Origin of the sequence: Burkholderia sp. Ac-20384, assembly GCF_017104605.1 — a bacterium.
GTDB lineage: Bacteria > Pseudomonadota > Gammaproteobacteria > Burkholderiales > Burkholderiaceae > Burkholderia > Burkholderia lata.
Genome location: NZ_JAAGPE010000068.1, coordinates 16,383 through 41,270, shown reverse-complemented (window position 1 = coordinate 41,270; position 24,888 = coordinate 16,383). Strand labels below are relative to the sequence as shown.

18 protein-coding genes are annotated in these 24,888 nt (G+C 65.4%); 3 read left to right on the top strand and 15 right to left on the bottom strand.

The genetic code is table 11. The annotated features are described in order from the left end of the window. Window positions 1–257 (top strand): inorganic phosphate transporter (locus tag G3O00_RS15735; protein WP_206143517.1); only part of this gene is annotated, 257 nt, incomplete at its 5' end. Window positions 258–308: 51 nt separating this feature from the next. Here G3O00_RS15735 and G3O00_RS15730 read toward each other — a convergent pair. The 5 genes from G3O00_RS15730 to betC all read right to left on the bottom strand — a co-directional run bounded on the left by G3O00_RS15730 (window position 309) and on the right by betC (window position 7,529). After that, window positions 309–1,559 carry an MFS transporter gene (locus G3O00_RS15730; protein ID WP_206143516.1) on the bottom strand — a complete coding sequence of 417 codons (1,251 nt, stop codon included), beginning with the start codon at window positions 1,557–1,559 and terminating at the stop codon, window positions 309–311. A gap of 225 nt (window positions 1,560–1,784) precedes the next feature. After that, window positions 1,785–3,197 carry a cysteine--tRNA ligase gene (gene cysS / locus G3O00_RS15725; RefSeq protein WP_206143515.1) on the bottom strand — a complete coding sequence of 471 codons (1,413 nt, stop codon included), beginning with the start codon at window positions 3,195–3,197 and terminating at the stop codon, window positions 1,785–1,787. A gap of 387 nt (window positions 3,198–3,584) precedes the next feature. Next, window positions 3,585–4,724, bottom strand: a complete 1,140-nt coding sequence (locus G3O00_RS15720) for a porin (RefSeq protein WP_011354197.1) — start codon at window positions 4,722–4,724, stop codon at window positions 3,585–3,587. Window positions 4,725–4,982: 258 nt separating this feature from the next. Continuing rightward, entirely contained in the window at window positions 4,983–5,948 is a 966-nt protein-coding gene (gene choX, locus G3O00_RS15715; protein WP_206143514.1) for a choline ABC transporter substrate-binding protein, read from the bottom strand. Window positions 5,949–5,993: 45 nt separating this feature from the next. Beyond that, window positions 5,994–7,529, bottom strand: coding sequence for a choline-sulfatase (gene betC, locus G3O00_RS15710; RefSeq protein ID WP_206143513.1), 1,536 nt, complete (start codon window positions 7,527–7,529; stop codon window positions 5,994–5,996). Window positions 7,530–7,792: 263 nt separating this feature from the next. Between betC and G3O00_RS15705 the strand changes: the two genes are divergently transcribed. Both G3O00_RS15705 and purU read left to right on the top strand, forming a co-directional pair. Further along, window positions 7,793–8,698, top strand: a complete 906-nt coding sequence (locus G3O00_RS15705; protein WP_206143512.1) for a LysR family transcriptional regulator — start codon at window positions 7,793–7,795, stop codon at window positions 8,696–8,698. A gap of 168 nt (window positions 8,699–8,866) precedes the next feature. After that, window positions 8,867–9,751: a formyltetrahydrofolate deformylase gene (purU, locus tag G3O00_RS15700; protein WP_206143511.1), complete on the top strand. Its 885-nt coding sequence runs from the start codon at window positions 8,867–8,869 to the stop codon at window positions 9,749–9,751. A 128-nt stretch (window positions 9,752–9,879) separates the two neighbouring features. On the opposite strand, the gene G3O00_RS15695 is transcribed toward purU, so the two are convergent. The 10 genes from G3O00_RS15695 to G3O00_RS15650 form a co-directional block, all read right to left on the bottom strand. Next, a complete protein-coding gene (locus G3O00_RS15695; RefSeq protein WP_174931272.1) occupies window positions 9,880–10,026 on the bottom strand; it encodes a hypothetical protein in 147 nt (48 codons plus the stop codon). A 59-nt stretch (window positions 10,027–10,085) separates the two neighbouring features. Beyond that, entirely contained in the window at window positions 10,086–14,666 is a 4,581-nt protein-coding gene (locus G3O00_RS15690) for a DUF6531 domain-containing protein (RefSeq protein ID WP_241025162.1), read from the bottom strand. Window positions 14,667–14,679: 13 nt separating this feature from the next. Further along, entirely contained in the window at window positions 14,680–15,102 is a 423-nt protein-coding gene (locus tag G3O00_RS15685; protein WP_206143510.1) for a DcrB-related protein, read from the bottom strand. Between the two features lie 21 nt (window positions 15,103–15,123). Beyond that, window positions 15,124–17,247, bottom strand: a complete 2,124-nt coding sequence (gene tssI / locus G3O00_RS15680) for a type VI secretion system tip protein TssI/VgrG (protein WP_174931270.1) — start codon at window positions 17,245–17,247, stop codon at window positions 15,124–15,126. Between the two features lie 303 nt (window positions 17,248–17,550). After that, the gene (locus G3O00_RS15675; protein ID WP_174931269.1) at window positions 17,551–19,206 is read right to left on the bottom strand and encodes an APC family permease; all 1,656 of its coding nucleotides are present in this window, start codon (window positions 19,204–19,206) and stop codon (window positions 17,551–17,553) included. Window positions 19,207–19,385: 179 nt separating this feature from the next. Beyond that, window positions 19,386–20,249, bottom strand: coding sequence for a glycine betaine ABC transporter substrate-binding protein (locus tag G3O00_RS15670; protein ID WP_206143509.1), 864 nt, complete (start codon window positions 20,247–20,249; stop codon window positions 19,386–19,388). A 133-nt stretch (window positions 20,250–20,382) separates the two neighbouring features. Next, on the bottom strand, window positions 20,383–21,531 hold the full coding sequence (locus G3O00_RS15665) for a hybrid-cluster NAD(P)-dependent oxidoreductase (protein WP_011354187.1): 1,149 nt from the start codon (window positions 21,529–21,531) through the stop codon (window positions 20,383–20,385). Window positions 21,532–21,642: 111 nt separating this feature from the next. After that, window positions 21,643–22,884, bottom strand: a complete 1,242-nt coding sequence (locus G3O00_RS15660; RefSeq protein ID WP_011354186.1) for an aromatic ring-hydroxylating dioxygenase subunit alpha — start codon at window positions 22,882–22,884, stop codon at window positions 21,643–21,645. Window positions 22,885–22,936: 52 nt separating this feature from the next. Continuing rightward, the gene (locus G3O00_RS15655; RefSeq protein WP_011354185.1) at window positions 22,937–23,722 is read right to left on the bottom strand and encodes an electron transfer flavoprotein subunit beta/FixA family protein; all 786 of its coding nucleotides are present in this window, start codon (window positions 23,720–23,722) and stop codon (window positions 22,937–22,939) included. Continuing rightward, the gene (locus tag G3O00_RS15650) at window positions 23,719–24,888 is read right to left on the bottom strand and encodes an electron transfer flavoprotein subunit alpha/FixB family protein (RefSeq protein ID WP_206143508.1); all 1,170 of its coding nucleotides are present in this window, start codon (window positions 24,886–24,888) and stop codon (window positions 23,719–23,721) included. The genes G3O00_RS15655 and G3O00_RS15650 overlap by 4 nt, the downstream gene beginning before the upstream one ends.

Below are 24,888 nucleotides of genomic sequence, written 5' to 3'. Positions count from 1 at the left end.
CGAAGCTCAAGCCGGTCGGTGGCTTCTGTGCGGAAACCGGCGGTGCGATGACGCTGTTCCTCGCGTCGTTCCTCGGCATTCCGGTGTCGACCACGCACACGATCACCGGCGCGATCGTCGGTGTCGGTGCGACGCAGAAGCTGTCGGCCGTGCGCTGGGGCGTGGCCGGCAACATCGTGTGGGCGTGGGTGCTGACACTGCCCGCGGCTGCGTTGTTCGCAGCCGGTGGGTGGTGGCTCGGGCACCGGATCTTCTGATTGCTTCGGCGCGACCGTACGTGTGACGTGTGGCGCACGACGCGTCACACGTCACGCGTCGCGCTCGAGCGACTTCATGTTCGTGAGTTGAGGAAACAACCGCATCCACGTGAGCGCGACCAGAATCGTCGCCGTACCGCCGACGACGATCGCGGCCGGCGCCCCCCACCATGCGGCCGTCACGCCCGATTCGAATTCACCAAGCTGGTTCGACGTACCGATGAACAGCGAATTGACCGCGCTCACGCGCCCGAGCATGTCGTCGGGCGTGCGCAGTTGCACGAGCGACAGCCGCACGACGACGCTGACCACGTCCGATGCGCCGAGTGCTGCCAGTGCGACAAGCGACAGCGCGAAGTGCCGCGACAACCCGAACACGATCGTCGCGATGCCGAACGCGATCACGCCGCCGAACATCGCGCGGCCCGGTCGCCCCTTCAGCGGAAATCGCGTGAGCCACAGCGTGCCCGCGAGCGCACCGACCGCGGGCGCCGCACGCAGCGCACCGAGCCCCCACGGGCCGACCTGCAGGATGTCGCGCGCATAGATCGGCAGCAGCGCGGTCGCGCCGCCGAACAGCACCGCGAACAGGTCGAGCGACAGCGCGCCGAGAATCGCCGGCTCGCGCCGGATGAACGCAATGCCCGAAAACACCGAGCGCAGCGTGACCGGCTCGCGGGCGGGCGGTGCGCTGCGCAACGGAATCGTGCCGCTCAGCACCGCCGCGATCGCGAAGGCGACGACGCTCGTGCCAAATGCGGCGGGCGCGCCCACGCCGTACAGCAGCCCGCCGAATGCGGGCCCGAGAATCTGCGCGGCCTGGTTCGCCGACGTCGACAGTGCGGTCGCACGCGGCAGGTCGGTGCGCGGCACGACGGCCGGCAGCAGCGACGACACCGACGGCGACTCGAACGCACGGGCCGTGCCGACGATCGCCGCGAGCGCATACACGGCCGGCGCGGCCAGCCACCCTTGCGCGGCACCGAGCAGGAACACGCCGGCGGCCAGCGCCTCGACGCCCTGGCAGATCGTCGCGATGCGCCGGCGGTCGTAGCGGTCGGCCACCTGCCCGACGACGAGCGTCAGTGCGAACATCGGCACGAACTGCGCGAGGCCGACGAGACCGAGTGCGAACGCGCTGTGCGTGAGCGAGTACACGTACCAGCCGATGGCGACCGACAGGATCTGGAAAGCCAGGGAAGACATCACGCGCGTGCCCCAGAAACGCTGGAACGGGACGTGGCGAAACAGGTTGGCAGGTAACGGGGATAAGGGACTGGGGTCGGGCACGGAGTCGGTCATCGAAGTCTAGGCGGGCGGCGCTGGGCGCCGGTACCGTTCGGGAAACGACTGCGCACGCCGGTGCGTGCGCGCGACAACGGTGCAGGCGCGGCCAAAGCGCGATGATATGCCAACCTCGGAAAACGGGCCGTGGACGTCGGTGCTGACGATTCCGGCGGCCGCGTTGACCGCGGCCGCCGGTTGGTCGCTCGCCCCCCTATCCTCGGATGCACGCGGCCGCGAGCCTCAATGCGGCGGGACGTCAGTCTCGCTTGAGCCCATTGCCGTGCCGAACAGACGTTGCCCTTCCGGCGTATCCTCGACTCTCCAGCCCTCGTCGCTCAACGCGTCCCGGATCCGGTCGGCTTGCGCCCAGTCCTTCTCCGCCCTCGCGCGCGCTCGCTCACCGAGCAACACACGGACGTGTTCCGGAACATCGACCGCAACCGGCCTCCATTCGCGCAAACCGAGTCCCAGCACGGTGTCGAAGCTGTCCACGGTCGCTTTCAGGGTGGCGGGCGGCAGGTTGCTCCTGACCAGATCCCACAGCACCGCGAGCGCCCTCGGCAGATTCAGGTCCTCGTTCACTTCGGCATCGAATCGCGCAGCGAAATCCGCATCGACGCGCCCGCCGTCCGGCCAGCCGATATAGAGGTGCCGAAGCCGATTCAGCGCGGTTTGCGCCGCATCGAGCGACTCCCACGTGAAATGCAGCTTGCTGCGGTAATGGGCCGTCAGGCACAGGTAGCGGTACGCGAGCGGATCGACACCGCGGCGCTGCAAGGTCTGCAGACGGACGAAGTCGCCGCTCGACTTCGACATCTTCGTATGGACGTCGAGCGTCAGGAAGTGCCCGTGCATCCAGTAATTCGCGAGCTGCGTGCCGTGGGCCGCCCGCGTCTGCGCGATCTCGTTGCTGTGATGCACGGCGATATGATCCTCGCCGCCGCAATGGATATCGAACAGCGTCCCGAGATACTTCGCCGACATCGCCGAGCACTCGATATGCCAGCCCGGAAAACCGCGACCCCACGGGCTGTCCCATTCCATTTGCCGCTGGACGTCGGCCGGGCTGAACTTCCACAACGCAAAATCCGTGATGCTCCGCTTCCCGCCCAGCGCCACCCGCTTGCCCGCCTGCAACCCCGCGCGGTCCAGCCGCGCGAGGTAACCGTAGTCGTCCTGCCGACTGGTGTCGAAGTAGAGGCCGTCGTCCGTCCGATAAACGTAGCCGGCCCGGTCGAGCGTTTCGATGAACGCGATCTGTTCGGCGATGTGATCGGTGGCACGGCACCAGATCGTCGGCTCGAGCAGGTTGAGCGCGTGCCAGTCCCGGACGAACGCCTCCGTGTAGCGCCGGGCGATGGCCCATGCCGATTCGCCGGTCCGACGGCTGCCCTTCTCCATCTTGTCTTCGCCTTCGTCCGCATCCGACGTCAGGTGGCCGACATCGGTGATATTGACGACGTGCCGGACCTCGTAGCCGTTGCGCTCCAGCACGCGGCGCAGGAGATCCTCGAACACGTAGGTCCTCAGGTTGCCGATGTGGGCGTCGTCGTAGACCGTGGGGCCGCAGCCATACATGCCGGCCTGCCCGGCCCGGATTGGCGTGAAGGGGCGTACGGTACGCGACCAGGTGTCATACAGCGCAAGCGGCATCGAGTTTCTCCGTCCCGAAAGTGTCGGCCCAAAAACAAAAAGGCCGCCTGTTTTGCATCACAGGCGGCCGGAAGGCGATTGCTTGAATGTTTAGCGAATTCGCTAGACGCAACTTCCCCCAGGCATGTTCTGACAACATGCGCGGACCAGCGAGGAGGGGGACAGGGCGCGATTCAGCATGCGGACGATGCTAGCGCCTATAGACGGCAATGGTCAATACCGTCGAGCGACCATTCCCGGTGCCGATCCCGGGGTGATGGCCGGGCGACCGGCACTGAACCGGACGAGCCGCATGCCCGCTGACACCCGTCAAAAAAAAGCGCGAACCTGGGTTCGCGCCAAAGAGAGACCGCTCGCTGAAGACGTCACTACCCCACACAACTCTGCTTAGAACGAATGCCGCATCCCGATCCGCACGTCGGCCTGCGTCTGCGTCGTCGACGGCGTGAAGCTGTAGCCGATCACCGCATCGACACCTTGCGACGCGCGCAGGTAATCGCCGGAGAGGTACACGTCCGTGCGCTTCGACAGCATGTAATGCAGGCCCGCCGTGCCCTGGTTCCAGTGATGGCCTTCGAAGCGCGTGTGCTGGTAGCCGGCGATCAGGCTCAACGCCGGCGTGAACTGGTACGAGCCGCCGCCTTCGTAGACCTGCATGTGCGACGACTGACCGAAGCCCTTGATCGTCGTGTACGAGAAGTTGCCGTCGAGCGTCAGCTTGCCGATCGTGTAGCTCGTGCCGATGCCGAACGTGCCCTGGCTGTCGACGTCCATCGGCGTGTTCGCAAACAGGTCGGTGCGTGCGCCGGTCGCCGGATCGACGGTGACGGTCTGCTGGCCGAGGAACGTGTGCGTGCCGATCATCGCGTACGGGTCGAACGCATAGATGCCGTTCGGGTTGTTCAGGCGCGTGTACGCGGCGCCGATCGAGAAGTCGCCCTTCGTGAAGCTCGCGCCCGCACTCCATGCGCTGTTGCGATGGAAGTTGCCCGCGACGTTGCCGAACGAGTACATCGCGCCGAACTTGAAGCCGCTGAGATCGTTCGACAGGAACTTCACCGAGTTCGGCAGGCGGTCGCCGTTGAAGCGGTCGAAGTCGCCCTGGTGGATCGCATAGCCGCTGCCCCACGCGGAGATGTTGTAGATCGACACGAGTTCGTTCGTGATGTCGAGCTGGTTGCCGAATGACAGCGTGCCCCAGTCGTTCTGCAGGCCGACATACGCCTGGCGGCCGAACTCCGAGCCGCCGAAGCCGAGCTGCCCGGTGCCGAGGCGGAAGCCGCTCTCGAGGGTGAACACGGCCTTCAGGCCGCCACCGAGATCTTCCGTGCCCTTGAGGCCGAAACGGTTCCCGTACGCGACGCCGTCGTCGAACTTGACCACGTGCGAGCCGCCCGTGTTGTTCACGTACGTGATGCCCGCGTCGAGAATCCCGTACAGCGTCACACTGCTCTGCGCATGCCCGATGGCAGGTACACAGGCCGCGCATGCAAGCGCGGCGGCTACGGCAACTTTCGTATGCTTCATTATCGACCACCCTCCCTGAACCGTTCGATGGAAAGAACCTCGTCCCGGCGCGTGCCGCGATGCGCCGGTGGATTCGAATTCAGTACGCCCGCTGGCTTCGGCATTTCGTTTTCCGCAATAACGCAGCCATTGGCGAAAAATACAAACCCATATTTCGGGTCACCCGTCTGAAGGCGACACCAAATGGTCACGATGCGACCGGTCGGGAAAACACGTAGACGGCGGCACGGTCAAAACCGGCCGCCGCGAGGGAGGGAATCAGTGACTGTCGAGGGCCGCGCGCACGGCCGGCAGGCCCGGTGCGCCGGCTGCCGTCGTCACGCCGTCCAGCCAGCCGGCGACCAGCGCCGGGTCGGCCTTCAGCGCATGCTGCGCCGCGAGCGCGGGTGACGTCTTGTGGTCGAGCATGTCGGCAATCATCCGGTTCTCGACGTCGACGGAGAACGTCATCTGCCGGAACAGCCGCGCGAGGTTCGCACACTGGCCGGCGAACCCGGCACGCGTGACCGTGTTGACCGTCGCGCCGCCGTAGTTCGGGCCGAAATACGCATCGCCGCCCGACAGGTAGGTCAGATGGAACTTCGTGTTCATCAGATGCGGCTCCCACGCCAGAAAGACGATCCAGCGCTTGTCGCGTACCGCGCGCTCGACCTGCGTGAGCATGCCCGTCTCGCTCGATTCGACCAGCGACCAGTTCGCCGGACCGAGCGCATGGTCGGACAGCAGCCGCTTGATGTTCTGGTTCGCGGGCGCGCCGGGCTCGATCCCGTAGATCTTGCCGCCGAAGCGGTCCGCATAGCGCGCGAGATCGGCGAACGTATGCACGCCGGCAGCCGCCACGTAATCGGGCACCGCGAGCGTGAACTTCGCACCGCTCAGGTTCGCGTGCAGCACGTCGATCGATTTCTCGTCGACGAACGGCTTCACGAGCGGCGCCTGCGCGGGCATCCAGTTGCCGAGGAACACGTCGACCTGCCCTTTCTTGAGCCCTTGGTACGTGATCGGCACCGACAGGTTTGCCACGTCCTGCCGGTAGCCGAGCGCCTTCAGCACGACGCCCGCCATCGCGTTCGTCGCATCGATGTCGGTCCAGCCGGGCGCCGCCATCTTCACGTCGCCGCACGTCTGCGGGTCGGCCGCGTGCGCGGCCTGCGTCGTCATCAGGCACGCGGCCGCGGCAAGCGCCGCGCCGATCCGGATTGCTGCATTGCCTTGCCGTTCCATCGTCCGCTTCCTCCGTCGTTCGTCAGTGATCGCGATGCGGGACGCTCAGCGCCCGACGCGCGGAAACCGCGCCATCGCCTCGAGCGTGTCGAGCTCGATGTGGTTGCGCATGTAGCGCTGGCTCGCGTCGGTGAACGGCTGCCAGTCCCACGCCTGGATGCGGCCCTGCGTCGTCGCCGCGTAATGGAAACGCCTGCGCCGTTGGCTCGCGCGCACCTGCCGGTCCAGTTCGGGCAGGTTCCAGCGCTGCGCGGCTTGCGCGCGGAACGCGGCGAGCACGTCGGCCGCTTCCGGCGTGTCGGCGAGGTTCGTGAGCTCGCGCGGGTCGTCGGAGAGGTTGTAGAGCTGGTCGGGATCGGCCGGGCAATGGACGTACTTCCAGTCGCCGCGGCGGATCATCACGACCGGTGCAACTGCGCCTTCCGCAAGGTATTCGCCGAGCGCGACGTCGTGCGCCGGCGTGCCGTGCAGGTGCGGCACGAGGCTCGCGCCATCGACCGGGTCAGGCCAGCCGCCGGCCGGTGCGGCGCCGGCGAGGTCGACGAGCGTCGGCAGCAGGTCGACGTGCGATACAGGCCCGCGCACACGCGCGGCATCGAAGCGGCCCGGCGCATGCACGATCAGCGGCACGCGGCAGCCGCCTTCGAAGAACGTCATCTTGTACCAGAGCCCGCGCTCCCCAAGCATGTCGCCGTGGTCGGACGTGACGATCACGATCGTATCGTCGGCGAATCCGCACTGTTCGAGCGCGCCCAGCACGCTGCCGAACTGTGCGTCGACGTAGGACGTCGCGCCGTAGTAGGCACGGCGCGCGGCGCGGATCTGCGCGTCGGTGGGCGGCGTGCGGTCGTTCTCGCAGACGAAGCGAAGCCGCTGCGAATGCGGGTCGCTGTCGGCTGCCTCGAGCCGCACGGCCGGCATGTCGATCTCGTCGTCGCTGTATTGATCCCAGTATTCGCGCGTGATCGCATACGGGTCGTGCGGATGGGTCAGCGACACGACCATGCAGAACGGCCGCGCATCGTGCCCGGCCGCACGCTCGCGCGCGACGTCGTACAGCTTCTGCTTCGCGGCAAACGTGACTTCGTCGTCGAAGTCGAGCTGGTTCGTGCGCACGCACGGGCCGGCCTCCAGCACCGAGCTCATGTTGTGATACCAGCTCGGCCGCTCGGTCGGGCTGTCCCAGTCGGGCACCCAGCCGAAATCGGCCGGATAGATGTCGGTCGTCAGCCGCTCCTCGAAGCCGTGCAGCTGGTCGGGCCCGCAGAAATGCATCTTGCCGGACAGCATCGTCCGGTAGCCGCCCGCGCGCAGGTAGTGCGCGAACGTCAATGTTTGCGCCGACAATTCGGCGGCGTTATCGTAGGCGCCGATCCCCGACGGCAGCTTGCCGGTCAGCAGCGAGAAACGCGACGGCGCGCACAGCGGGCTCGCGCAGTATGCGGCGTCGAATACGACGCCTTGCGCGGCGAGACGGTCCAGCGTCGGCGTGCGCGCGACGCGATTGCCGTAGGCCGGCAGCGCGAACGGCGTGAGCTGGTCGGCCATCAGGATCAGGATGTTGGGTGTCGGGTTCGTCATCGGCTGTCGTGGGGAAAACGGTGTTCGAATGGAACGGCGCGCCGCTCGCGCAGCGAGACGTCCGGCATGACGGAAGCGGCTCGACGAAAGTGCCGCGCGGGCGGGCCGCGCTGGCTAGAATCGCGGAATACGTTGCGCAGCGGCCGTGACGAAGGCGTTGAAGCGGGCCGAGAAGCGCAGGTATTGCACCGTCCGAAGCACTATCGCCCGCCCGAATTCGCGCGGGTAGGCGTCCGGCCCTTATGGGGCCATTAGAGAGACTTATGTCGAAATCCGAACCGTTACCGTCGATGCAGGCGCTGCGCGCGTTCGAATCGGCCGCCCGGCTCGCGAGCTTCACGGCCGCCGCGCGCGAGCTCGGCTCCACCCAGCCGGCCGTGAGCCAGCAGGTGTTCCAGCTCGAGGCCGAACTGGGCGTGCCGCTGTTCGAGCGCAGCCCGCGCGGCGTCACGCTGACGGCCGACGGCGAGTGCCTGTACGAAGCGGTGCGGCTGAGCCTCGACACGCTGCGCGGCGCAACCGCGACGCTGCGTGCGCGCCGCGAGCACGGCGCGCTCACGATCGTCACCGACTTCGGCTTCGCGACCTACTGGCTGATGCCGCGCCTGGCCGGGCTGAAGCGCGTGATGCCGGACGTCGACGTGCGCGTCGTCACGTCACAGGATTACGACGCACAGCGCGACCATGGCGACATCGCGATCCTGTTCGGCGACGGCCACTGGCCATCGTGCACCGCCGCACGGCTCTTTCCGGAATCGGTCACGCCCGTCTGCTCGCCCGCGTTCCGCGACGCTCATCCGCACGTCGCACGGGCCGAGCACCTGCTCGCCGTGCCACTGCTGCACGTGCAGCCGACCCGCCCCGAGCGCTGGCTGTCGTGGTCCGGCTGGTTCGACGCACACGGCCTCGATACGGCGGCCGCCGCGCGCGGCGTGACCTTCAACAGCTACGCGCTTGTGATCCATGCGGCGCTGCTCGGCGAAGGCGTCGCACTCGGCTGGTCGCCGCTCGTCGACGAACTCGTCGCGTCCGGACAACTCGTGAAGCTCGTCGACGCGCCGGTCGTCACGTCGCGCGGCTACTTTCTGGTGCGGCCGCCGCAGCGGCCCGAACCGGACGCGACCCACGTGTTCCGGCGCTGGCTGCTCGACGCCTGCGCGAGCGCGTGACGGGCGCTGCCCGCCCCGCGCGCTGGCGCACCGATACCAGCCACACGGCGCGTTGGTTCTATCCGCCCCAAAATCGTCCTGATTTACTTGAGCCTCCCGCTACCCGCGCGGCGCGGCGCCTTCGTGCGCCGCCGCACGGCCGTGCGCCCATGCCATCCGAGGAGTCTCATGACCGCCGAGCACCGCCCCGATCAATTCGTCCTGACACTGTCGTGCCCGAGCGCGGCCGGCCAGGTCGCCGCCGTCGTCGGCTTTCTCGATCGCCATCGCTGCTATGTCGATGCGCTGAACGTGTTCGACGACGATCTCAGCAACCGCTTCTTCGTGCGCTGCGTCTTTCATCCGACGGATGAAACGCTGCAGATCGATGCACTGCGCCACGAATTCGCGCCGATCGCGTCCAGCCTCGGCGGCGAGCAGGGCGACATGCAGTGGGCCATCCACGACGTGAACGCACGGCCGAAGGTGCTGATCATGGTGTCGAAGCTCGAGCACTGCCTCGCGGACCTGCTGTTCCGCTGGCGGATGGGCGAGCTGAAGATGGACATCGTCGGCATCGTGTCGAACCATCCCGACTTCGAGCCGCTGGCCGCACAGCACGGGCTGCCGTTCCGCCACTTCCCGATCACGGCCGATACGAAGGCGCAGCAGGAAGCGCAGTGGCTCGACTTCTTCGAATCGAGCGGTGCCGAGCTCGTGATCCTCGCACGCTACATGCAGGTGCTGTCGCAGGAGACGAGCGCGAAGCTCGCGAACCGCGCGATCAACATCCATCATTCGTTCCTGCCGGGGTTCAAGGGTGCGAAGCCGTATCACCAGGCGCATGCGCGCGGCGTGAAGCTGATCGGTGCGACCGCGCACTTCGTCACCGACGATCTCGACGAAGGCCCGATCATCGAGCAGGTCGTCGAGCGCGTCGATCATGCACTGCGCCCCGAGCAGCTGCTCGCGGTGGGGCGTGATGTCGAATCGCTCACGCTCGCGCGCGCCGTGAAGGCATTCATCGAGCGGCGGGTGTTTCTGAACGGCGATCGGACGGTGGTGTTTTCGTAACACCTGATGAAGCGGGACTCGCGCGGCGCATGCCGCGCGCGTTCGGCGTACTGGCAAAGGGGGCAGACTGTGGGCCGAGCATCAATCTCCACGTGTCGCAACGCCCCCCCGTCGAACGCGACCCCGTGTCAGTATTTCGACGGATCAAATCCGGGAAACTGCTCGCGCGCTTCTTCCGGCGACAGGTAGTAAACCCCGTGATCGAGCGCAATCGTCTTGATCAACTGGCCACAGGTGAGGCATCGATAAAGTTCGGATTGCATGGTTTCGTTCACCGCGATCTCCTCGTAATTCGACGTAGGTACGGGAAACTTCAGACATTTGGGGCACGACATTAATATCTCCTGATGGGAGTCCAGCTCCCGTCCGCGTTCATCTCAAAGAATACCGATCCAGGCGGCACTGGCTTGCCGCCCTGCGTCACCACTTCACGGACACCGCTGCTGGTCCACTCGCCGGTCTTCGAGTTCTCGACGCCTGTGAACCCACCCGGACGCCAATGGCGGTTTGCACCGCTGTCGGTCGACAGTGGCGGCCTGACGTCCACCGCGTCCTTCGGCACGGCGATCCCGTAGATCGGGTCCCCTTTCATGTAGGATTCCAGAACGCCTGGTGCATGTCCTGTCCCGGTCACGGCATCCGCGCGTGTCGCGACACCCGCATAGTCCTCCGCTGGCGCAAGCCACGTCAGGCCGCCCGGTGCGCCAAGCGTCGCGCCTGGTTTGTCGAAATATCTTGGCCCGTTCTTGCCCATGAGCGATGCGAAATATCCCTCGTGCATCCCCTTCGACAGCTTCGCGGCATCCTCCGCAGAAAACCCGGCGTCACGGAACGCCTTGTACCGCTCGTACCGCAGCGGGCAGACCGCGAGACCCAATGGATCGAACTGGCTCTGCGTATCGGGTACGTAGCTGTGGGTACGAATGCCTCCGGCAAGCCCGATCGGATCGATGCTGAGATACTGACCGGAATCCGGATCGTAATATCGATTCAGGTTGTAGCTCAGCCCGCTCTCGTCGTCGGCCCACTGCCCCGGAAAACGCAGCGTCGTATCGATTTCCGCACCGCACGCATCGTTCGCGGCTTGTTTCGCGGGCAGCAGCTTCCCCCACAGCGAATACGCGGCCTGCCATACGGGCTTGCCCTGCTCGTCAAACACGGCTGTCGGCAAACCGACCTGATCAGTCAGTACCGGATACAGCCCGAGATCGGTCTCCTGCGCAAGCGGCGAAAAGCTGCCGGGTTCGATGTGCCATGTCACCGCCTGGCCGGTCGTTCCGTCGCGCCGCTCTACCCAGCGCTCGGCCAGCGTCGGGCCATCCCACAGAAATTTCACCGCCTGGTGACCACCCACCTGCCGCTTCTCGACGCGACGGTCGAACGCATCGTAGCGATAGACCCAGACACCGCGTTCGGGTGTCACGACCTTGACGAGCCGGTTCAGCCCGTCCCACGTATACAGCCACGTCTTCGGACGGAACCCCGGTTGTTCGACGGTCTTCTCGATCGTCCGGCCCCGCGCGTCGTACCGGTAGCGTGCATGACCGACCCGCTCCGGCAAACCGCCGGGCGCGTAGTGGTGACTGTCCACGGGTGCCTGCAACCCGTGCGCCGCGATGTTCATCGCAGCGTCGTAGCGGAAATGTTCCGCAGGTTTCAGCAGACTTTCCGCCGCGACGACTTGCCCACGCACGTCGCGTCGATACGTGAACGCGTCCGTGTTGGTGTCGACCCGTTCGAGCTGGCCCGCCACGTCGTACTGATAGGTCTGCCTACTCAGTTGCTCCAGCGCACGGACCGGATCGGACGCCAACGCATCGAACATCGCCGCCGGCCCCGCGATTTGCCGGCTGATGCGGCCGAGCACATCGTACTGCTGCTGCGCCACGAAATCGCCGGCCTGTCGACCGATGTCGCGCCCCATGCCATCGCGCAGGATCGCCAGCCCGCCCACCTGCGTCAGCGCGCCAAGCGCATCATACGCATAGGCCGTCTCGCGCTGCGGCGTGACCCGCAGGCTGCGGCGCCCGTCGGCGTCATACACGTGCCGCAAGAGTTCGCCATGCTGATCCTCGCCGATCAGGCGGCCACTCATGTCGTACGCGAAGCGCGTGACGTGCGGCTGCTCGCCGAGCACTTCAGCCGACGACAACCGTCCGAGCGCGTCGTAGCGGTAGCCGAGCTTCACGTCGCCGGCGTCGACTTCGACGATCCTGTCGTGCACGTCGTACGCGTAGCGCCACTGTCCGCCATCGGGCAAGGTCTTCGCGATCAGACGGCCAGCGGCATCGCGTTCGTATCGGGTCTCGCGCCCGCCCCAGTCGACCTCGGCTACGAGGCGGCCGCCCGCGTCGTAACGGTAGGCATGGCACTCGCCCAGAGGATTGACGACCTTGGTCAAGCGGGTCGCGTGGTCGTACTCGAAACGGGTCGTGTGACCGGCGGCGTCGACCGATTCGGTCAACAGATCGAACGGCCCATAGGTTCGCCGAACGGCGCGCCCGAGCGGGTCAATCCATTCGACAGGCAAGCCCTCGCTGTTGTAGCGCACCCGCGTCACCGATCCGTCCGCGCGCGTGACCGCACGCAGCATGCCGCGTGGATTGTCGGCGCCTGCCGCGTAGTCGAAGCGGGTCACGTGCCCTTCAGGCGCGAGCTCCTCCAGGATGCGGCCCAGTACGTCGACCTTGCGCTTGAAGCGTGCGCCGCTCGGTAGTTCGATGTCGGTCAGCCGCAGCCGGTCGTCGTAATCGAGGCGCGTCTCGCGATCGCCCTGTACCACCCGCAGCAGTTCGCCGCGCGAGCCATAGCGATACGTCGTCCGGGTGCCGTCGGGCTCGGTACGCGCGGTCGGCCGGCGCAGATAGTCGTATTCGAATCTGATTCGACCGCCGCTCGGCAAAGTCGCGCCCACGAGCAACTGCGCATCGTCGTATGCGAGGCCGATGGTCCGCCCCGAACGCTCGACCATCGAAATCAACTGGCCCCGAGCGTCGTAACCGTAGTCGGTATGCTGCCCGGCCGGGTCAATCTGGGACATCAGCCGACCGAGCTCCCACCGGGAGCGCGTACAGTGGCCGAGCGGATCGGTTTCGGCGGTCACGAGGCCGTCGTCGCCGTAGTCGAAAACCCACTCGCCGTCCGCGTCGATCATCCGGGTCCGACCAGGCTCATAGACGAACCGCCCGGTATGGTAGCCCTGTCGCGTGCCGGTTTCGAGCACGCGCCCGACAGCGTCGTACCGATAGCACACGACGGTCTGGTCGGTGTCTCGCCACTGCGTCATCCAGCCGTGTTCGTCGTAATCGTACTGGAACCGACCGAACTGGAAGCTTGCCACGTCGGCCAGCATCCCATTGCGGTAGTCATAGTCGACCAGCGTCCGCGTTGCGCCATCGGTCTCATGCAGAACGATTCGCGCGGGATGCATCTCGCGGCCGTGATACTCGACCGCAAGCCGATAGCCGTCCGAATGCGACAGATCACTCAAGCGGCCGGCCGCATCGTATGAAAAGACGATCGCGTTGCCGTCGAGATCCTCGATCCGTTCGACGCGCGACGCGTGCCCGGCGACGAGCGGCGAGAAGGTGCGGATCTGGCGCGTATCCCGATCCACGATACGCGGCTCGCCACGACTGCCGACGAGTTGGTAACGCGGCTCGCGCAAGTTGATGCCGTCGAGTGCCATGCCGGGCGCATCGAAGCCGGTCACCAACCCCGCGCCGTCGTGGAAGTGCACGAACCGGTCGCCCTCGATCGTCAGACGTTGCGACCAGTTGTCCGACCAGCGGTGCCCAAGCATCCCGCGATCGTCCGATCGGGTCCGGTAGCGCCGCTTGAGCTCCAGCGGCAACACGCCCGGAATCGCCAGGTCAACGCGCATCTCCAGCACTTCGCCGGTCACCACATCGACCGGGTCGTTCACGCACTTGCTCTGCGAATCCTTGACGCCGCTCTGCTCGGCCGATTCGGTCGATTTCGGCTTGAATCCCTTGCCGATGGTCCGCCCGACTGCGCCGCCGGCCAGCGCACCGAGCAAGCTCGCCCAGAATTCCTCGGCGGCCGTCAGCTCGGGATTTTTCGGACCATACTGCGCAGTCGTCTTGTCGATCCAGATACTTTTGCGACCTGCATTGACCTTCGCGCTGCAGTGCGTTTCGTGGCCGATCCGCACAAGCGGCAGGTCGTTCACGAACACGGTTCGGCTGCCTTCGACGAGCGGTTGCGGCACGCCCGAGTGCTGGTCGCACTTGACGAGATCGGTGACGCGCGCAACCTGGCGGCCCTCGAAGTACACGTCGTGCGAGCCGCTCATGATCTGTCCGCAATCGCTGCCCATCTGCTGGCTGGCAGACGCCAGCGCACTGCCGAGACTGAGGCCGCCCGCCATGCACGCGCCGACGATCACGGCGCCCGCCAGCCCACCGGTCGCGACCGTTGCCACCACCGCCGCAGCGACGATCGCCCCGACCGCGACGCCCACCAGCATGCCGCCGAAAAGACCCCATGCGCCCATCGAATGGGCAACCGCATCGCCTACACAGGCAGGATGCGGATCGCCATGGCCGATCGTGAGACCGAGCTCGTCGCCCACCCACACGAATCCCCGCGACATCGCGTCCGTGACACCGAGCTTGTCCAGTGCCCACGCGCCGCCGATCGCGATCGCGACGGGCGCGAGTTCGACCGCGAGCGCACCGCCAATCGCCGACCCCGATGCGCCAGCGGTAATCCCCGCATCGAGGACGCTGGCCGTCGCCCAGCCGATGTCGCCGCCGAGCATGACATTGTTGACGTTCTCGTAGAACGGCTGATCGGCAGCCTTGGCCGCCTCGCCATCCTCCAGATGACCGAGGCGCTCCATGCGCTCCGCAGCGCTACCGCTCGGCTCGTCGTATACAGGCGTGTCCGACATGGTCAGGAGTCCGTCAGTTCGGGGCGCGCAACTGCAGGCTCTGGATCACCGCACTGACCTGCTCACGCTGCGTGTCGCTCAGCGCACCCGGCGCGGTGAAGGTCAGCATCATCGCGACCTGTCCGTACTCGACCATCGTCAATTGCTGATGAATCGACGCGTTGTTGTTGGTCCACGTGAATTCATGAACGTGTGCGTCGCGACCCGAGACGGTCGCCTTCACACTCGACACTTCCGCGTATTCGGGCACCTTCTTCGCCATCTTGCGAATCTCGCTCGCCACGTACTCGTCGAACTTCATCCCCCAAGGCAGCCGCTCGCGCGTAATCACCAGGCTGACACCCTCGGTGCCGGTCGCTGCCGACACAAATACGTTCATCGTCTTGTCTTGCCACTCGACCGGCAGCGCCAGCGTGCCCTCATGCATCTGGTACATGTGTTGTTGTCCTGTTCAGTATCAGCCGTTCTTCGGATTGATGTCGGTACGCGACGCCTGGATGCTGATGTTCGCCGTATCGAGATGGATCACCGAATCGCCCTTGTAGATGTCGATCGTGTCTGCCGTCATGTGGATCCGCGTGCCGCCGTTGCCGCCGATCTTGATCCACAGCTCCTTCGCCTCGATCGTGTGCACGCCCTGCGGGGTCTGATGGAGCGTATTGCCTTGCGACACCACATCCGTCAGGTTGCCGACCGACACCGTCGTCGCCTGGTTGCCCTTCCCGACCTGGACGGTCCGGTCGCCCTTGAGCACCGTGTTGATCTGCGCATCCTCGACGACGACGTTCATGTCCTTCTGCGCATGCATGTACAGCATCTGCGCGCCGGCCACATCGCTCATCAGCAGCTCGTTCGAGCCTTCGCCCTTGTGCGTCTGGCTCTTGATCCCCATGGTCTGGCCCGCCGCGCCATGGTAAGGATTGCCCTGCTCCCCGTTGAACATGCGGCCGACGATCACCGGATTGTCCGGGTCGCCCTGATTGAATGCGACGATCACTTCCTGACCCATCCGCGGAATGGCGGCCGCGCCCCAGCCATCGCCGGCCCAGGGCTGCGATACACGAATCCACATGGAATCCGACCCATCGCGCTTGCCGCGGCGGTCCCACAGGAAATGCAGCTTGACGCAGCTCCCGTTCGTATGGATCTGCTCGCCCTTCGGGCCGACGACTATCGCGGACTGCGTACCGTGAATCACCGGCTTCGGCGTCATGCGTGGCGCGCGAAACGGAATCTTCATCGGCAACAGCACGAAGCTGTTTCGGTACGGCAACTGTGCAGCATTCTGCGTGTAATCGTTCACCGCCTCGTGCCGCACATGCAGGATCGCGTAGTCCTGATTGTTCGTCTGCACCGGATGATCGACGACCTTGACCTGGCCCGACGTGGTCATCTTCCATGCGTAGCCGCTACCGAGATAGCGATGCGAAATGGCCTCTTCTGCCTCCATCGCATAACGTGCGTAGCGATTGCCGTCGTCGCCGTGATCGTAGAGCGACTGGTGCTCGAACCGTTCGGTGGACGAGAGCCTCGCATGATCGAGATTCTGCGGGCCGGCCTCGACCCGCATCAGTGGCGACGAAGGCTGATGATGATTGAAATCCTGGTAGGTAATCTTGCCGACGCCGAAACGCCGCCCCTCGTCGAGCCGGTCGATCCCGTTGAGTTCGCTCGATTCGGTGCTCGAGAACGGCATCGACGCGAGGCCGTCAATCGGCCGGAAGACGAGATTGCCGTCCCCGATCACGAGGACGTGCTTGTCCTTCTCATAACGGTGTGTCCAGACCAGGCCTTCCTGCTCCATCAGGCGCGCGCAGAAATTGAAGTAGGACTCCTGGTACATCACCACGTACTCGAGCGGCTTTTGCTCGGTGTGAAGATCGAACGTGAAATCCGCGAAGCCGTGTTCCTGGAAAATCTCGCGCAGGATGTCCTGCGCGGTCTTGTTCTGGAAGATCCGGCAGTCGGTCGAGCGCGTCAGAAACCAGAACCATGGCACCACGGTCATCTGGTATTGCGTCACCTTGCCGGGATTGCCGACGCGATCGAACGACGACACGTAACCGTCGAAGTAGCGAGACGCTTCTCCGGCATTCGACGCGGTCAATCGTTCCAGCGACAGCATCCGCGACTGTTGATCGAACTTGAGCCGCACCTGCTGCCCGATCAATTGCTCCGGCGTAAGACTGTGACGGTGCGAGAGCAGATCCAGATGGATCTCCGGCAACCGATTCACATACTCGTCAACGATCGCCGCACTGACCAGCAGGACATCGGGCCCGAGCGGCGTCTCGATCGTCGCGTAGCGGTTGAGCTGGGTCAGGCGCGCGACACCGCCGGCGGCGTCGTTCAATGCCTGGGCGACCGCGGTGGGCGTTTTCTCCATCAGGGAGAAGCCTGTTTGCGCGAGTTGCAGCGCACGCTGGACCGTGTCGATATGGCCGGCTACGCCGGCTAGGGGCCCCAGGTTTCCTGCGATAGTCGATGCCGCAGGCCCGATCAGGCCGCCGAGCGCGCTCAACGAACCCAAAGGGCTGCCGCCGAGGCCGCCCGGCAGGCCGCCATTCGGAGCAAAACTCATTTTTTATTCCTTTTCGTCTCAGGTTCCGCCCCGGCAGGCCGTCGGCCCGAGGCGCCGTAACTCTAGGGGATATCACGTCGGAGTGGAAGTGTAGCTCAAGCGCAAGACGTTTCAGAATCCGAACGTCAGTCCGAGCCGGCAAGGAGGAAACAGGCGAGACAAAAAGAAAATGGCGCCGAGAAAACGGCGCCAGAACAGTGACGGCATGCCTGGGCGGCATCGCCTTTACCCGACGTGCGGCGCCGCGCAACGACCCCGTGTGCGGTTTCCGGGGTCATCACGCGACGAGCAAGGGCTATGTGCTCATTTCACCCAAGCAAAGTAATACGACAACCAAATCGTCAGCCCTGCACCGATCAGCGCAACGTAAGGCATCAGGTTCAGCCACATCGCACGCTTCGGCACTTCCAGTTCCATATCGCGCTGCATCTGCGCGGGGAAGCGGCCGCGATCCTGCCAGTAGTGGCGGAACAGGAACACCGGCACGATCAGCAGCATCGCGATCAGCCCGTTGCGCAGCGTGCCGTCGCCCTGCAGGTTCGCACCCGCGCCGACATACACGAGGTTCGCGTAGCCGCAGATGGAACCGCCGACGAGCAGCCACGTCGGGCAGCGGAACGGCCGATCCCAGTTGCCGCGATCCATCCGGTGGATCCAGCCCGACTGAAGATTCAGGAATACGAACAGCATGTAGCAGACGTTCGAGATCGACAGCACCGTCATGTAGTCCGACATCATCAGCAACACGAGGTTGAAGCCGAGATCGGTCCACATCGCGCGCGTGGGCGAGCCGTGCTCGTTCACGTGCGACAGGTACTTGGGCAACCAGCCGTCGACCGACGCCTGGTACAGCGTGCGCGACGAGCCCATCATCGACGTCATCACGATCAGCAGGATCGACAGCATCAGCATCACGACGACCGCATTCGCGACCCATGCGCCGCCGCCGACGATCTTCGCCATCGCAGCCGCGACGCCGGTGCCGTCGCCGATCGACGGATCGAGCATCGCCTGCGTGCCGAGCGCGCCCTGGAACGCCAACGGCACGAGCGTCATCACGACGAGACACAGTGCGCCCGACCAGAAGATCGCCTTGGCGGTATCGCGACGCGGATCGCGGAATTCACGCGTGTAGCAGACAGCCGTCTCGAAGCCGTACGACGCCCAGCCGGCCATGAACATCGCGCCGAGCGCCATCGTGACGCCCTGCCCGTTCCACGAGCCGAACGTCGCGGCCGTGAGATTGCCATGCGCGTCGTGACCGAGCGGCAGCAGCGGGAGCAGGTTCGACATCGGTACGTCGCCCGTGATGAACGGCACGATGCCGACGATCAACAGCGGCGTAAGCGACGCGATGCCGAGAATGCGCTGCGTGCGCGCAGCCTTCGATGCACCGCTATGCTGAAGCTTGAACGTAATGAGAAGCAGGATCGTCGCGATGATGAACGTCGCATTGATCCGCAGGGACAGACCCGGCTTGATGAACCCGAGATCCGCAACCTTGAGCTGCCAGTGCAGCACCGCCGCGTCGGCGGGAAAGAGACTCGTGAGCGCATAGCTCGCCGCGAGGCCGCAGCCGAGCGCGAGCATCGGCGACCACGCGAGCCAGTTGCACCACACGGAAACCGGGGCGATCAGCTTGCTGTAACGGACCCAGCCGATCGCGCCGTACACGGACGCGCCGCCCGATTTATGGGGAAATAGCCCCGATATTTCCGCATAAGTCGCGCTTTGAACCAGCCCCATCGTGATCGCGGCGATCCAGATCGCCCACGCGGGCTGGCCGATCGTCGCGCATACGCCGCCGATCGTGAACAGCACGCCAGCCGGCACGCCGCTCGTCACCCAAAAAGCGTCTTTCCAAGTCAGGCCACGATGCAGCGTGTGGCCCGTCGAATCATGTGAGATGGTTGCCTCAACATCACTGGTGCGGTTCGCACGCAGTCCTGCCTGACTCATCCAATTCCTCCTGTGATGACTCCGCACAAGGGCGCTAGTGTAACAACTTACGCACTTTTTTGCAGAATCAAAAAAATAATTCCGGGATAGAGCCGTGTCGCAGTACGATTATTTCGCATTACTACCGACTCTTCCCGGACTGTCTCTTTATCTATTTATCGAGGCGATTCATCGCCGGCTTACTGCACGCCTTCCGTCCACGCATTCACGCGATCCGCGTGCGCGGCGATCCACGCATCGGCGGCCGCTTCCGGCTTCGAGCCGTTCTGGATCGCCAGCATCACGCTGTCGATTTCACCCGGCTTCCACTGGAATTTCTTCAGGAAGGCGACCACCGGCTTCGCCTTCGTTTCGAGCCCCGGATTCACGACGCTGTCGACGTGCTCCGCGCCACCGAACACCTTCTTCGGATCCTCGAGGAAGCGCAGCTTCCACTTCGCGAACATCCAGTGCGGCGCCCAGCCCGTCACGATGACCGGCTTGTTCGAACCGACGGAGCGCGCCAGCTCGGCCGTCATCGCACCGCCCGAACTCGGCATCAGCGTGTAGTTCAGGCCGTAGCTCTTGATCGCATCGTCGGTCTTGCGCATCACCCCCGCGCCCGCGTCGATGCCGACGATGCGGCCGCTGAAGTCACTCTTTTCCGCGTTCAGATCGTCGATGCTCTTCGCCTTCACGTAATCGGGGACGATCAGGCCGATCTTCGCGTCGGGAAAGTTCGCGCCGAGATCGACGACCTTCGTCTTGTATTCACCCCAGTACGAGCCGTGCGTGACCGGCAGCCATGCCGACAGCGTGGCGTCGAGATCCCCGCGCGCAACACCCTGCCACATGATCCCGGCGGCCACCGGCACGAGCTGAACCTGGTAACCGAGCTTCTTCTCGATCACGCGCGCTGCGACGTTCGACGTCGCCACGCTGTCGTCCCAGCCTTCGACGTAGCCGATCTTCAGCGTGGGCTTCGTATCGGCGAGTGCCGACGCGCTCAGCGCCACCATTGCCGACAGTGCGCCGGTCCACAACAGTTTTCCGAACAGCTTCATGGTCGATCTCCTTGATATGCGCCTGCGCGCGTTGTCTCTCTAGGTTCTTCAACCACAAATCCGCGGTATCGTTGTTTTCCGACGGATGCTTGTCCGGGCGCGACGCGTCCGGACCGCCGATGGCGTGTTGCGACTACTTGTCGATCACGAGATCCGACAGCGGCTTGCTGCAGCACAGCAGCACCATCCCCTGATCGATCTCGCGCTGGCGGATACCGCCGTTGTGCTTCATTTCCACCTGCCCCGACACGAGCTTCACCTTGCAGGTGCCACACATGCCCTGTGTGCACGAGGCCGGCAGCCGCACACCCGACTGGCGCGCCGCATCCAGCACGTGCTGCTCCGAGCCGCACGAAATCTCGCGATTGCTCTTGGCAAAGCTGACCGTGTACTGCTTCGTGTCGGTGTCGGCGCCTTCGGCCGGCGGGGCGAGATCGGCGAGCAGCTCGTCGCTTGCGGTTTGCGCGAGCGTTTCGAACGAGAAGCTCTCCTCGTGATACTGCTTGCGCTCGAAGCCGGCTTCGTCGAGCAGGTCGCGCACGGCCTTCATGTACGGCGCGGGGCCGCACGTAAAGATTTCGCGCTCCATGAAATCCGGTGCGATCAGCTTCAGCAGCGGCAGCGTCAGGAAGCCCGTGACGCCCGGCCAGTTGGTGCGCGCACCGACGCGCTCGACGACGAACGACGTGCGGAAGTTCGTGTGGTTCGACGCGATCAGGTCGAGCTCGCGCGCGAAGATGATGTCGTCCGGCGTGCGCGCGCTGTGCACGAACAGGATGTCGCGATCTTCCGCGAGATCATGGTGCGCACGGCTCATCGACATCAGCGGCGTGACACCCGAGCCGGCCGACAGGAACAGGTACTTGCGCGCCGGATGCCGTGCACACGTGAATTCGCCGGCCGGTCCGAGCACGCGCACCGGTGCACCCGGCTGCAGGTTGTCGTGCAGCCAGTTCGACACCTTGCCGCCCGGCACGCGCTTCACGGTAATCGACACCGTGTGCGGCCGCGCCGGCGACGACGAGATCGTGTAGCAGCGGTTGATCGTTTCGCCGTCGATGTCGAGCTCGAGCGTGAGGAACTGCCCGGGCTCGAACGAGAACGAGCGGCCCTGCGGCGAACGGAAGAAGAAACTCTTCACGTCGTGCGTTTCCTGCCGCACGTGGCAGCACACCAGCGTTTCCTCGACGTCGCTCGTCCAGCGCTCGGGAAGGCCATTCCAGAACGCCGGGCGCGTCACCCGGCTGTCCGTCGGCTCGAAGTTGGCCGCATCTCGCATCATGACAACCTCCGCCGGGCCGCCCCAAGGAGGTTGGCCGCCCCCTCGGGGGGCAGCGAGCAAAGTGAGCGTGGGGGTTGTTTCATCAGTGACTCCGCTTTACGCTGCTGGGTGCTATTCGCCGGTTTTTTCGGCGAGTCGGCCGATGTACCAGGCCGAGAATTTTTCGACGAGACCTTCCGTGAACGGCGAATACGGGCCCGGCTCGTACGCGCTGCTGGTCGCGCCGCGCTGCGAGAATTCGACGAGCGCGCGATCCTGGTCGTTGGTCGCGTTCCACACGGCCGTGAGGTTCTTCACGTCGTAATCGATGCCTTCCTTCGCGTCCTTGTGCACGAGCCACTTCGTGCGCACGAGCGTCTTGCCGGCCGACAGCGGGATCACCGAGAACGTCACGATGTGATCGCTCATGAAGTGATGCCACGAGTTCGGCTGCGTCCAGAACGACAGGCCGCCGAGGTCGGCCTTGTCGAAGCCGCCGAGCAACTTCTTCGACGCGACCTTCGCATCGAGCGTCTGCGATTCGCCGTGGCGATCGAGCGGCAGGCGCTGCGTGCGGAAACCCGTCACGTCGAGCAGCTTTTCGATCTCTTCGGACGGCAGGCCCATTTCGGCCCACTCCTTCCCGCGTCGCACGCATGTTTCCGCGAACGCATCCATGCCTTCGGCGTTGGCGTCGGAGCGCTGGTAGCCGAAACCGTATTCGTACAGCGAGATGGTGAGCTCGGGATGGTTCGCGACGCAGTGATAGCACTCGCGGTTGTTCTCCATCGTGAGCTTCCAGTTGCCTTCCTCGATGATGTCGATCTGCGCGGCGATCTTCGTGTTCGGCAGATCGTGCGGCAGCAGGTACGGCTCCATCTCGGCGCGCAGCTGCGCGAAGTCGGCGGGCGGCTCGTCGGCGAGGCAGATGAAGATCAGGCCCGCGAGGTTCTCGACGTGCACCGACTTCAGGCTGTGCTTGCAGCGATCGAACTTCTCGCCCATGTGCTCGGCGAACATCAGCTGGCCCGTCAGGTTGTAGGTCCAGCTGTGGTACGGGCACACGATGTTGCCGACCGAGCCCTTGTCTTCGTTGCACAGGCGCGCACCGCGGTGACGGCACACGTTGTGGAACGCGCGGATCGCCATGTCGTCGTCGCGCACGATCAGGATCGAATCGTTCCCCAGTTCCACGGTCACGTAGTCGCCCGGCTCCGGAATGTCCGGTTCGATCGCCACCTGGATCCAGTGCTGGCGGAAAATCGCCTCCATGTCGAGCGCGAAGATGTCCTCGCTCGTGTAGAACGGTGCGTCGAGGCTGTGCCCTTCCTTGCGCCGCTCGATCAATGCACGAATGTCTGCCGATACTTTCATCGTTTGCTCCGGATTCCTTGCATCCCTGGGTTCTTGCCGACAGGCATCAAAATCAGTAGTCGATGAGCTGATGCTCGCGCAAATACGCGAGGATCACTTGTGCTTTTTCGACCGAACTCCCTTCATTTACGACGTTGCCGCCACGGCTTTCGGTCGTCGTCGCGGACAGCATCCGGGCATGCCCGGAGCGCTTCTCGGCGGCGACCAGTTTTACGGGTTTACGCTCGATCGGACCGACCGTCCACGCGGCCGCATCGGCATCCGCGCCGGGCGCCGCGAGCGCGGGCCGGATCGCGCCGGCACGCAGCCGCGCATACGCATAGCGCGGCTCGGCATTGGCGAGCGGATGGACGGCGACGACGGCCGGCAGCGCCGCATCGACGCGCCGCCGCAGCCCTTTCGGCAAAAATTGCCGGACGGCCACGCGACCGCCTTCGACCGTCACGTCGACGGCCGAGCCGACCAGCGGATAGCCGAGCGTCGCGGCGATGCGATACGGCAGCATGCCGGTGTCGTACGCGCCCTCGGCGCGCGTGCCGGTCAGCACGAGGTCGTAGTCCTCGACGCGCGCGGCGAGCGCATGCACGGCATCGTCGCCGTCGCGACAGGCCAGCACCTCGACCTCCCGTGCGCCGAGCGCGAGATATTCGGCCAGCGCCGCATTCGCGGGGTCGCCGGCATGGATCACATCGAGCTTCGCGCGATGCCGCTCCGCAAGCTGGCGGCCGGTTTCGAGCGCGGCCGCGTCGTTGCGGCTGTAGCGCGCGACGCCGCTGACCGGATGGCGGCCGACGGACACGAGCACCGCAATGCGTTGCAAGGGACGGGGGGCGTTCATGCGGCAACTCCTTCCGGTTCACGGGTGCCGACCGCGGCCGGCGATTCGCCACGCGCGGCGCGCGCGGCCTGCACCTGTTCGATCAGCGCGACAATCGTGCCTTGCGCGTCGCCCACCACCGTCAGGTTCGCGCGCTTCGCGATCGGTGCGCTGCCGTCGAGGTTCACCGCGATCACGTGGCGGCAGTCCTTGATCCCCTGCAGGTGCTGCACCGCGCCCGAGATGCCGAACGCGATGTACACGCTCGCTTCGACCGTCTTGCCGGTTGCGCCGACTTGCTTGTCGCGCGTGAAGTGGCCGTTGTCGACCGCGACGCGGCTCGCGCCGATCGCCGCGCCGAACGCACCGGCCAGCCGCTCGAACGCGCCGATGTCGGACACACCGTTGCCGGCCGACACGATGAAATCGGCTTCCTCAAGCGCGACCTGCGCCGCGTCGATTTCGTCGAGGCCGAGATCGCGGTACGGCTGCGCTGCGTCGTGGGCCGGCCGGATGAAGTCGGCGGCCAGACGCTCACCTGCGCCGACGAACGGCAGCTTCGCGTCGACCGCGTTCTGCGCGAGCAGGATCACGTCGGGCAGTGCTCGGGTGGCAAACGCGCGCCCGGCCTGCGCATACGCGCCGACATGCTTCGCGTCGATCTCGACGACGTGCGTCGCGACGCTCGCACCGGCGGCCGCGGCATAACGCCGGCCAAGATCGCCGTCGCCCGTCGCGTTGTCGGGCACGAACACGTGTTTCGGCGCGAGTGCCGCCACGCAGGCCTGCAGCGCTTGCAATTCGCTTTCAGGGTCGAACGCACGGCGATCGAAACCGGCGAGTTCCAGCAGCTTGTCGACGCCCAGTTCGGCCGCGTCGTCCTTCAGTTCGCCGAACGCGAGCAGTGCGACTTCGGTCTGCGCATCGGCAAGCAGCGCGGCGGCAGCGATTGCCTGCCGCGAATGATCGTCGAGCGCGCCACGTTCGCTGTGCGCGACCACCAGCATCACGTGCTTCGGATCCTGCACCGCGCGGCGCGGCTTCGCAGCCGCTGCGCCATGACCGTGCGCGGACCCGTGCACGGCGTTCGCATCGGCACTGCCTTCCTCGCCAAGCGTGATGCGCTTCAGGCCGGCGGCCGTGATGATGAACGGCCGGCGCGGATCGATTCGTTTGATCGTATTCAT

Bases quoted from the DNA above. Each gene is read 5' to 3' on its own strand.
- cysS (WP_206143515.1), bottom strand. From the start codon at position 3,197: ATGCCGCTTGCGCTGTATGACACCTGGTCGCGTACCGTACGCCCCTTC.
- G3O00_RS15675 (WP_174931269.1), bottom strand. From the start codon at position 19,206: ATGAGTCAGGCAGGACTGCGTGCGAACCGCACCAGTGATGTTGAGGCA.
- purU (WP_206143511.1), top strand. From the start codon at position 8,867: ATGACCGCCGAGCACCGCCCCGATCAATTCGTCCTGACACTGTCGTGC.
- G3O00_RS15685 (WP_206143510.1), bottom strand. From the start codon at position 15,102: ATGTACCAGATGCATGAGGGCACGCTGGCGCTGCCGGTCGAGTGGCAA.
- choX (WP_206143514.1), bottom strand. From the start codon at position 5,948: ATGGAACGGCAAGGCAATGCAGCAATCCGGATCGGCGCGGCGCTTGCC.
- G3O00_RS15665 (WP_011354187.1), bottom strand. From the start codon at position 21,531: ATGATGCGAGATGCGGCCAACTTCGAGCCGACGGACAGCCGGGTGACG.
- G3O00_RS15650 (WP_206143508.1), bottom strand. From the start codon at position 24,888: ATGAATACGATCAAACGAATCGATCCGCGCCGGCCGTTCATCATCACG.
- tssI (WP_174931270.1), bottom strand. From the start codon at position 17,247: ATGAGTTTTGCTCCGAATGGCGGCCTGCCGGGCGGCCTCGGCGGCAGC.
- betC (WP_206143513.1), bottom strand. From the start codon at position 7,529: ATGACGAACCCGACACCCAACATCCTGATCCTGATGGCCGACCAGCTC.
- G3O00_RS15670 (WP_206143509.1), bottom strand. From the start codon at position 20,249: ATGAAGCTGTTCGGAAAACTGTTGTGGACCGGCGCACTGTCGGCAATG.
- G3O00_RS15730 (WP_206143516.1), bottom strand. From the start codon at position 1,559: ATGACCGACTCCGTGCCCGACCCCAGTCCCTTATCCCCGTTACCTGCC.
- G3O00_RS15705 (WP_206143512.1), top strand. From the start codon at position 7,793: ATGTCGAAATCCGAACCGTTACCGTCGATGCAGGCGCTGCGCGCGTTC.
- G3O00_RS15720 (WP_011354197.1), bottom strand. From the start codon at position 4,724: ATGAAGCATACGAAAGTTGCCGTAGCCGCCGCGCTTGCATGCGCGGCC.
- G3O00_RS15660 (WP_011354186.1), bottom strand. From the start codon at position 22,884: ATGAAAGTATCGGCAGACATTCGTGCATTGATCGAGCGGCGCAAGGAA.
- G3O00_RS15690 (WP_241025162.1), bottom strand. From the start codon at position 14,666: ATGTCGGACACGCCTGTATACGACGAGCCGAGCGGTAGCGCTGCGGAG.
- G3O00_RS15655 (WP_011354185.1), bottom strand. From the start codon at position 23,722: ATGAACGCCCCCCGTCCCTTGCAACGCATTGCGGTGCTCGTGTCCGTC.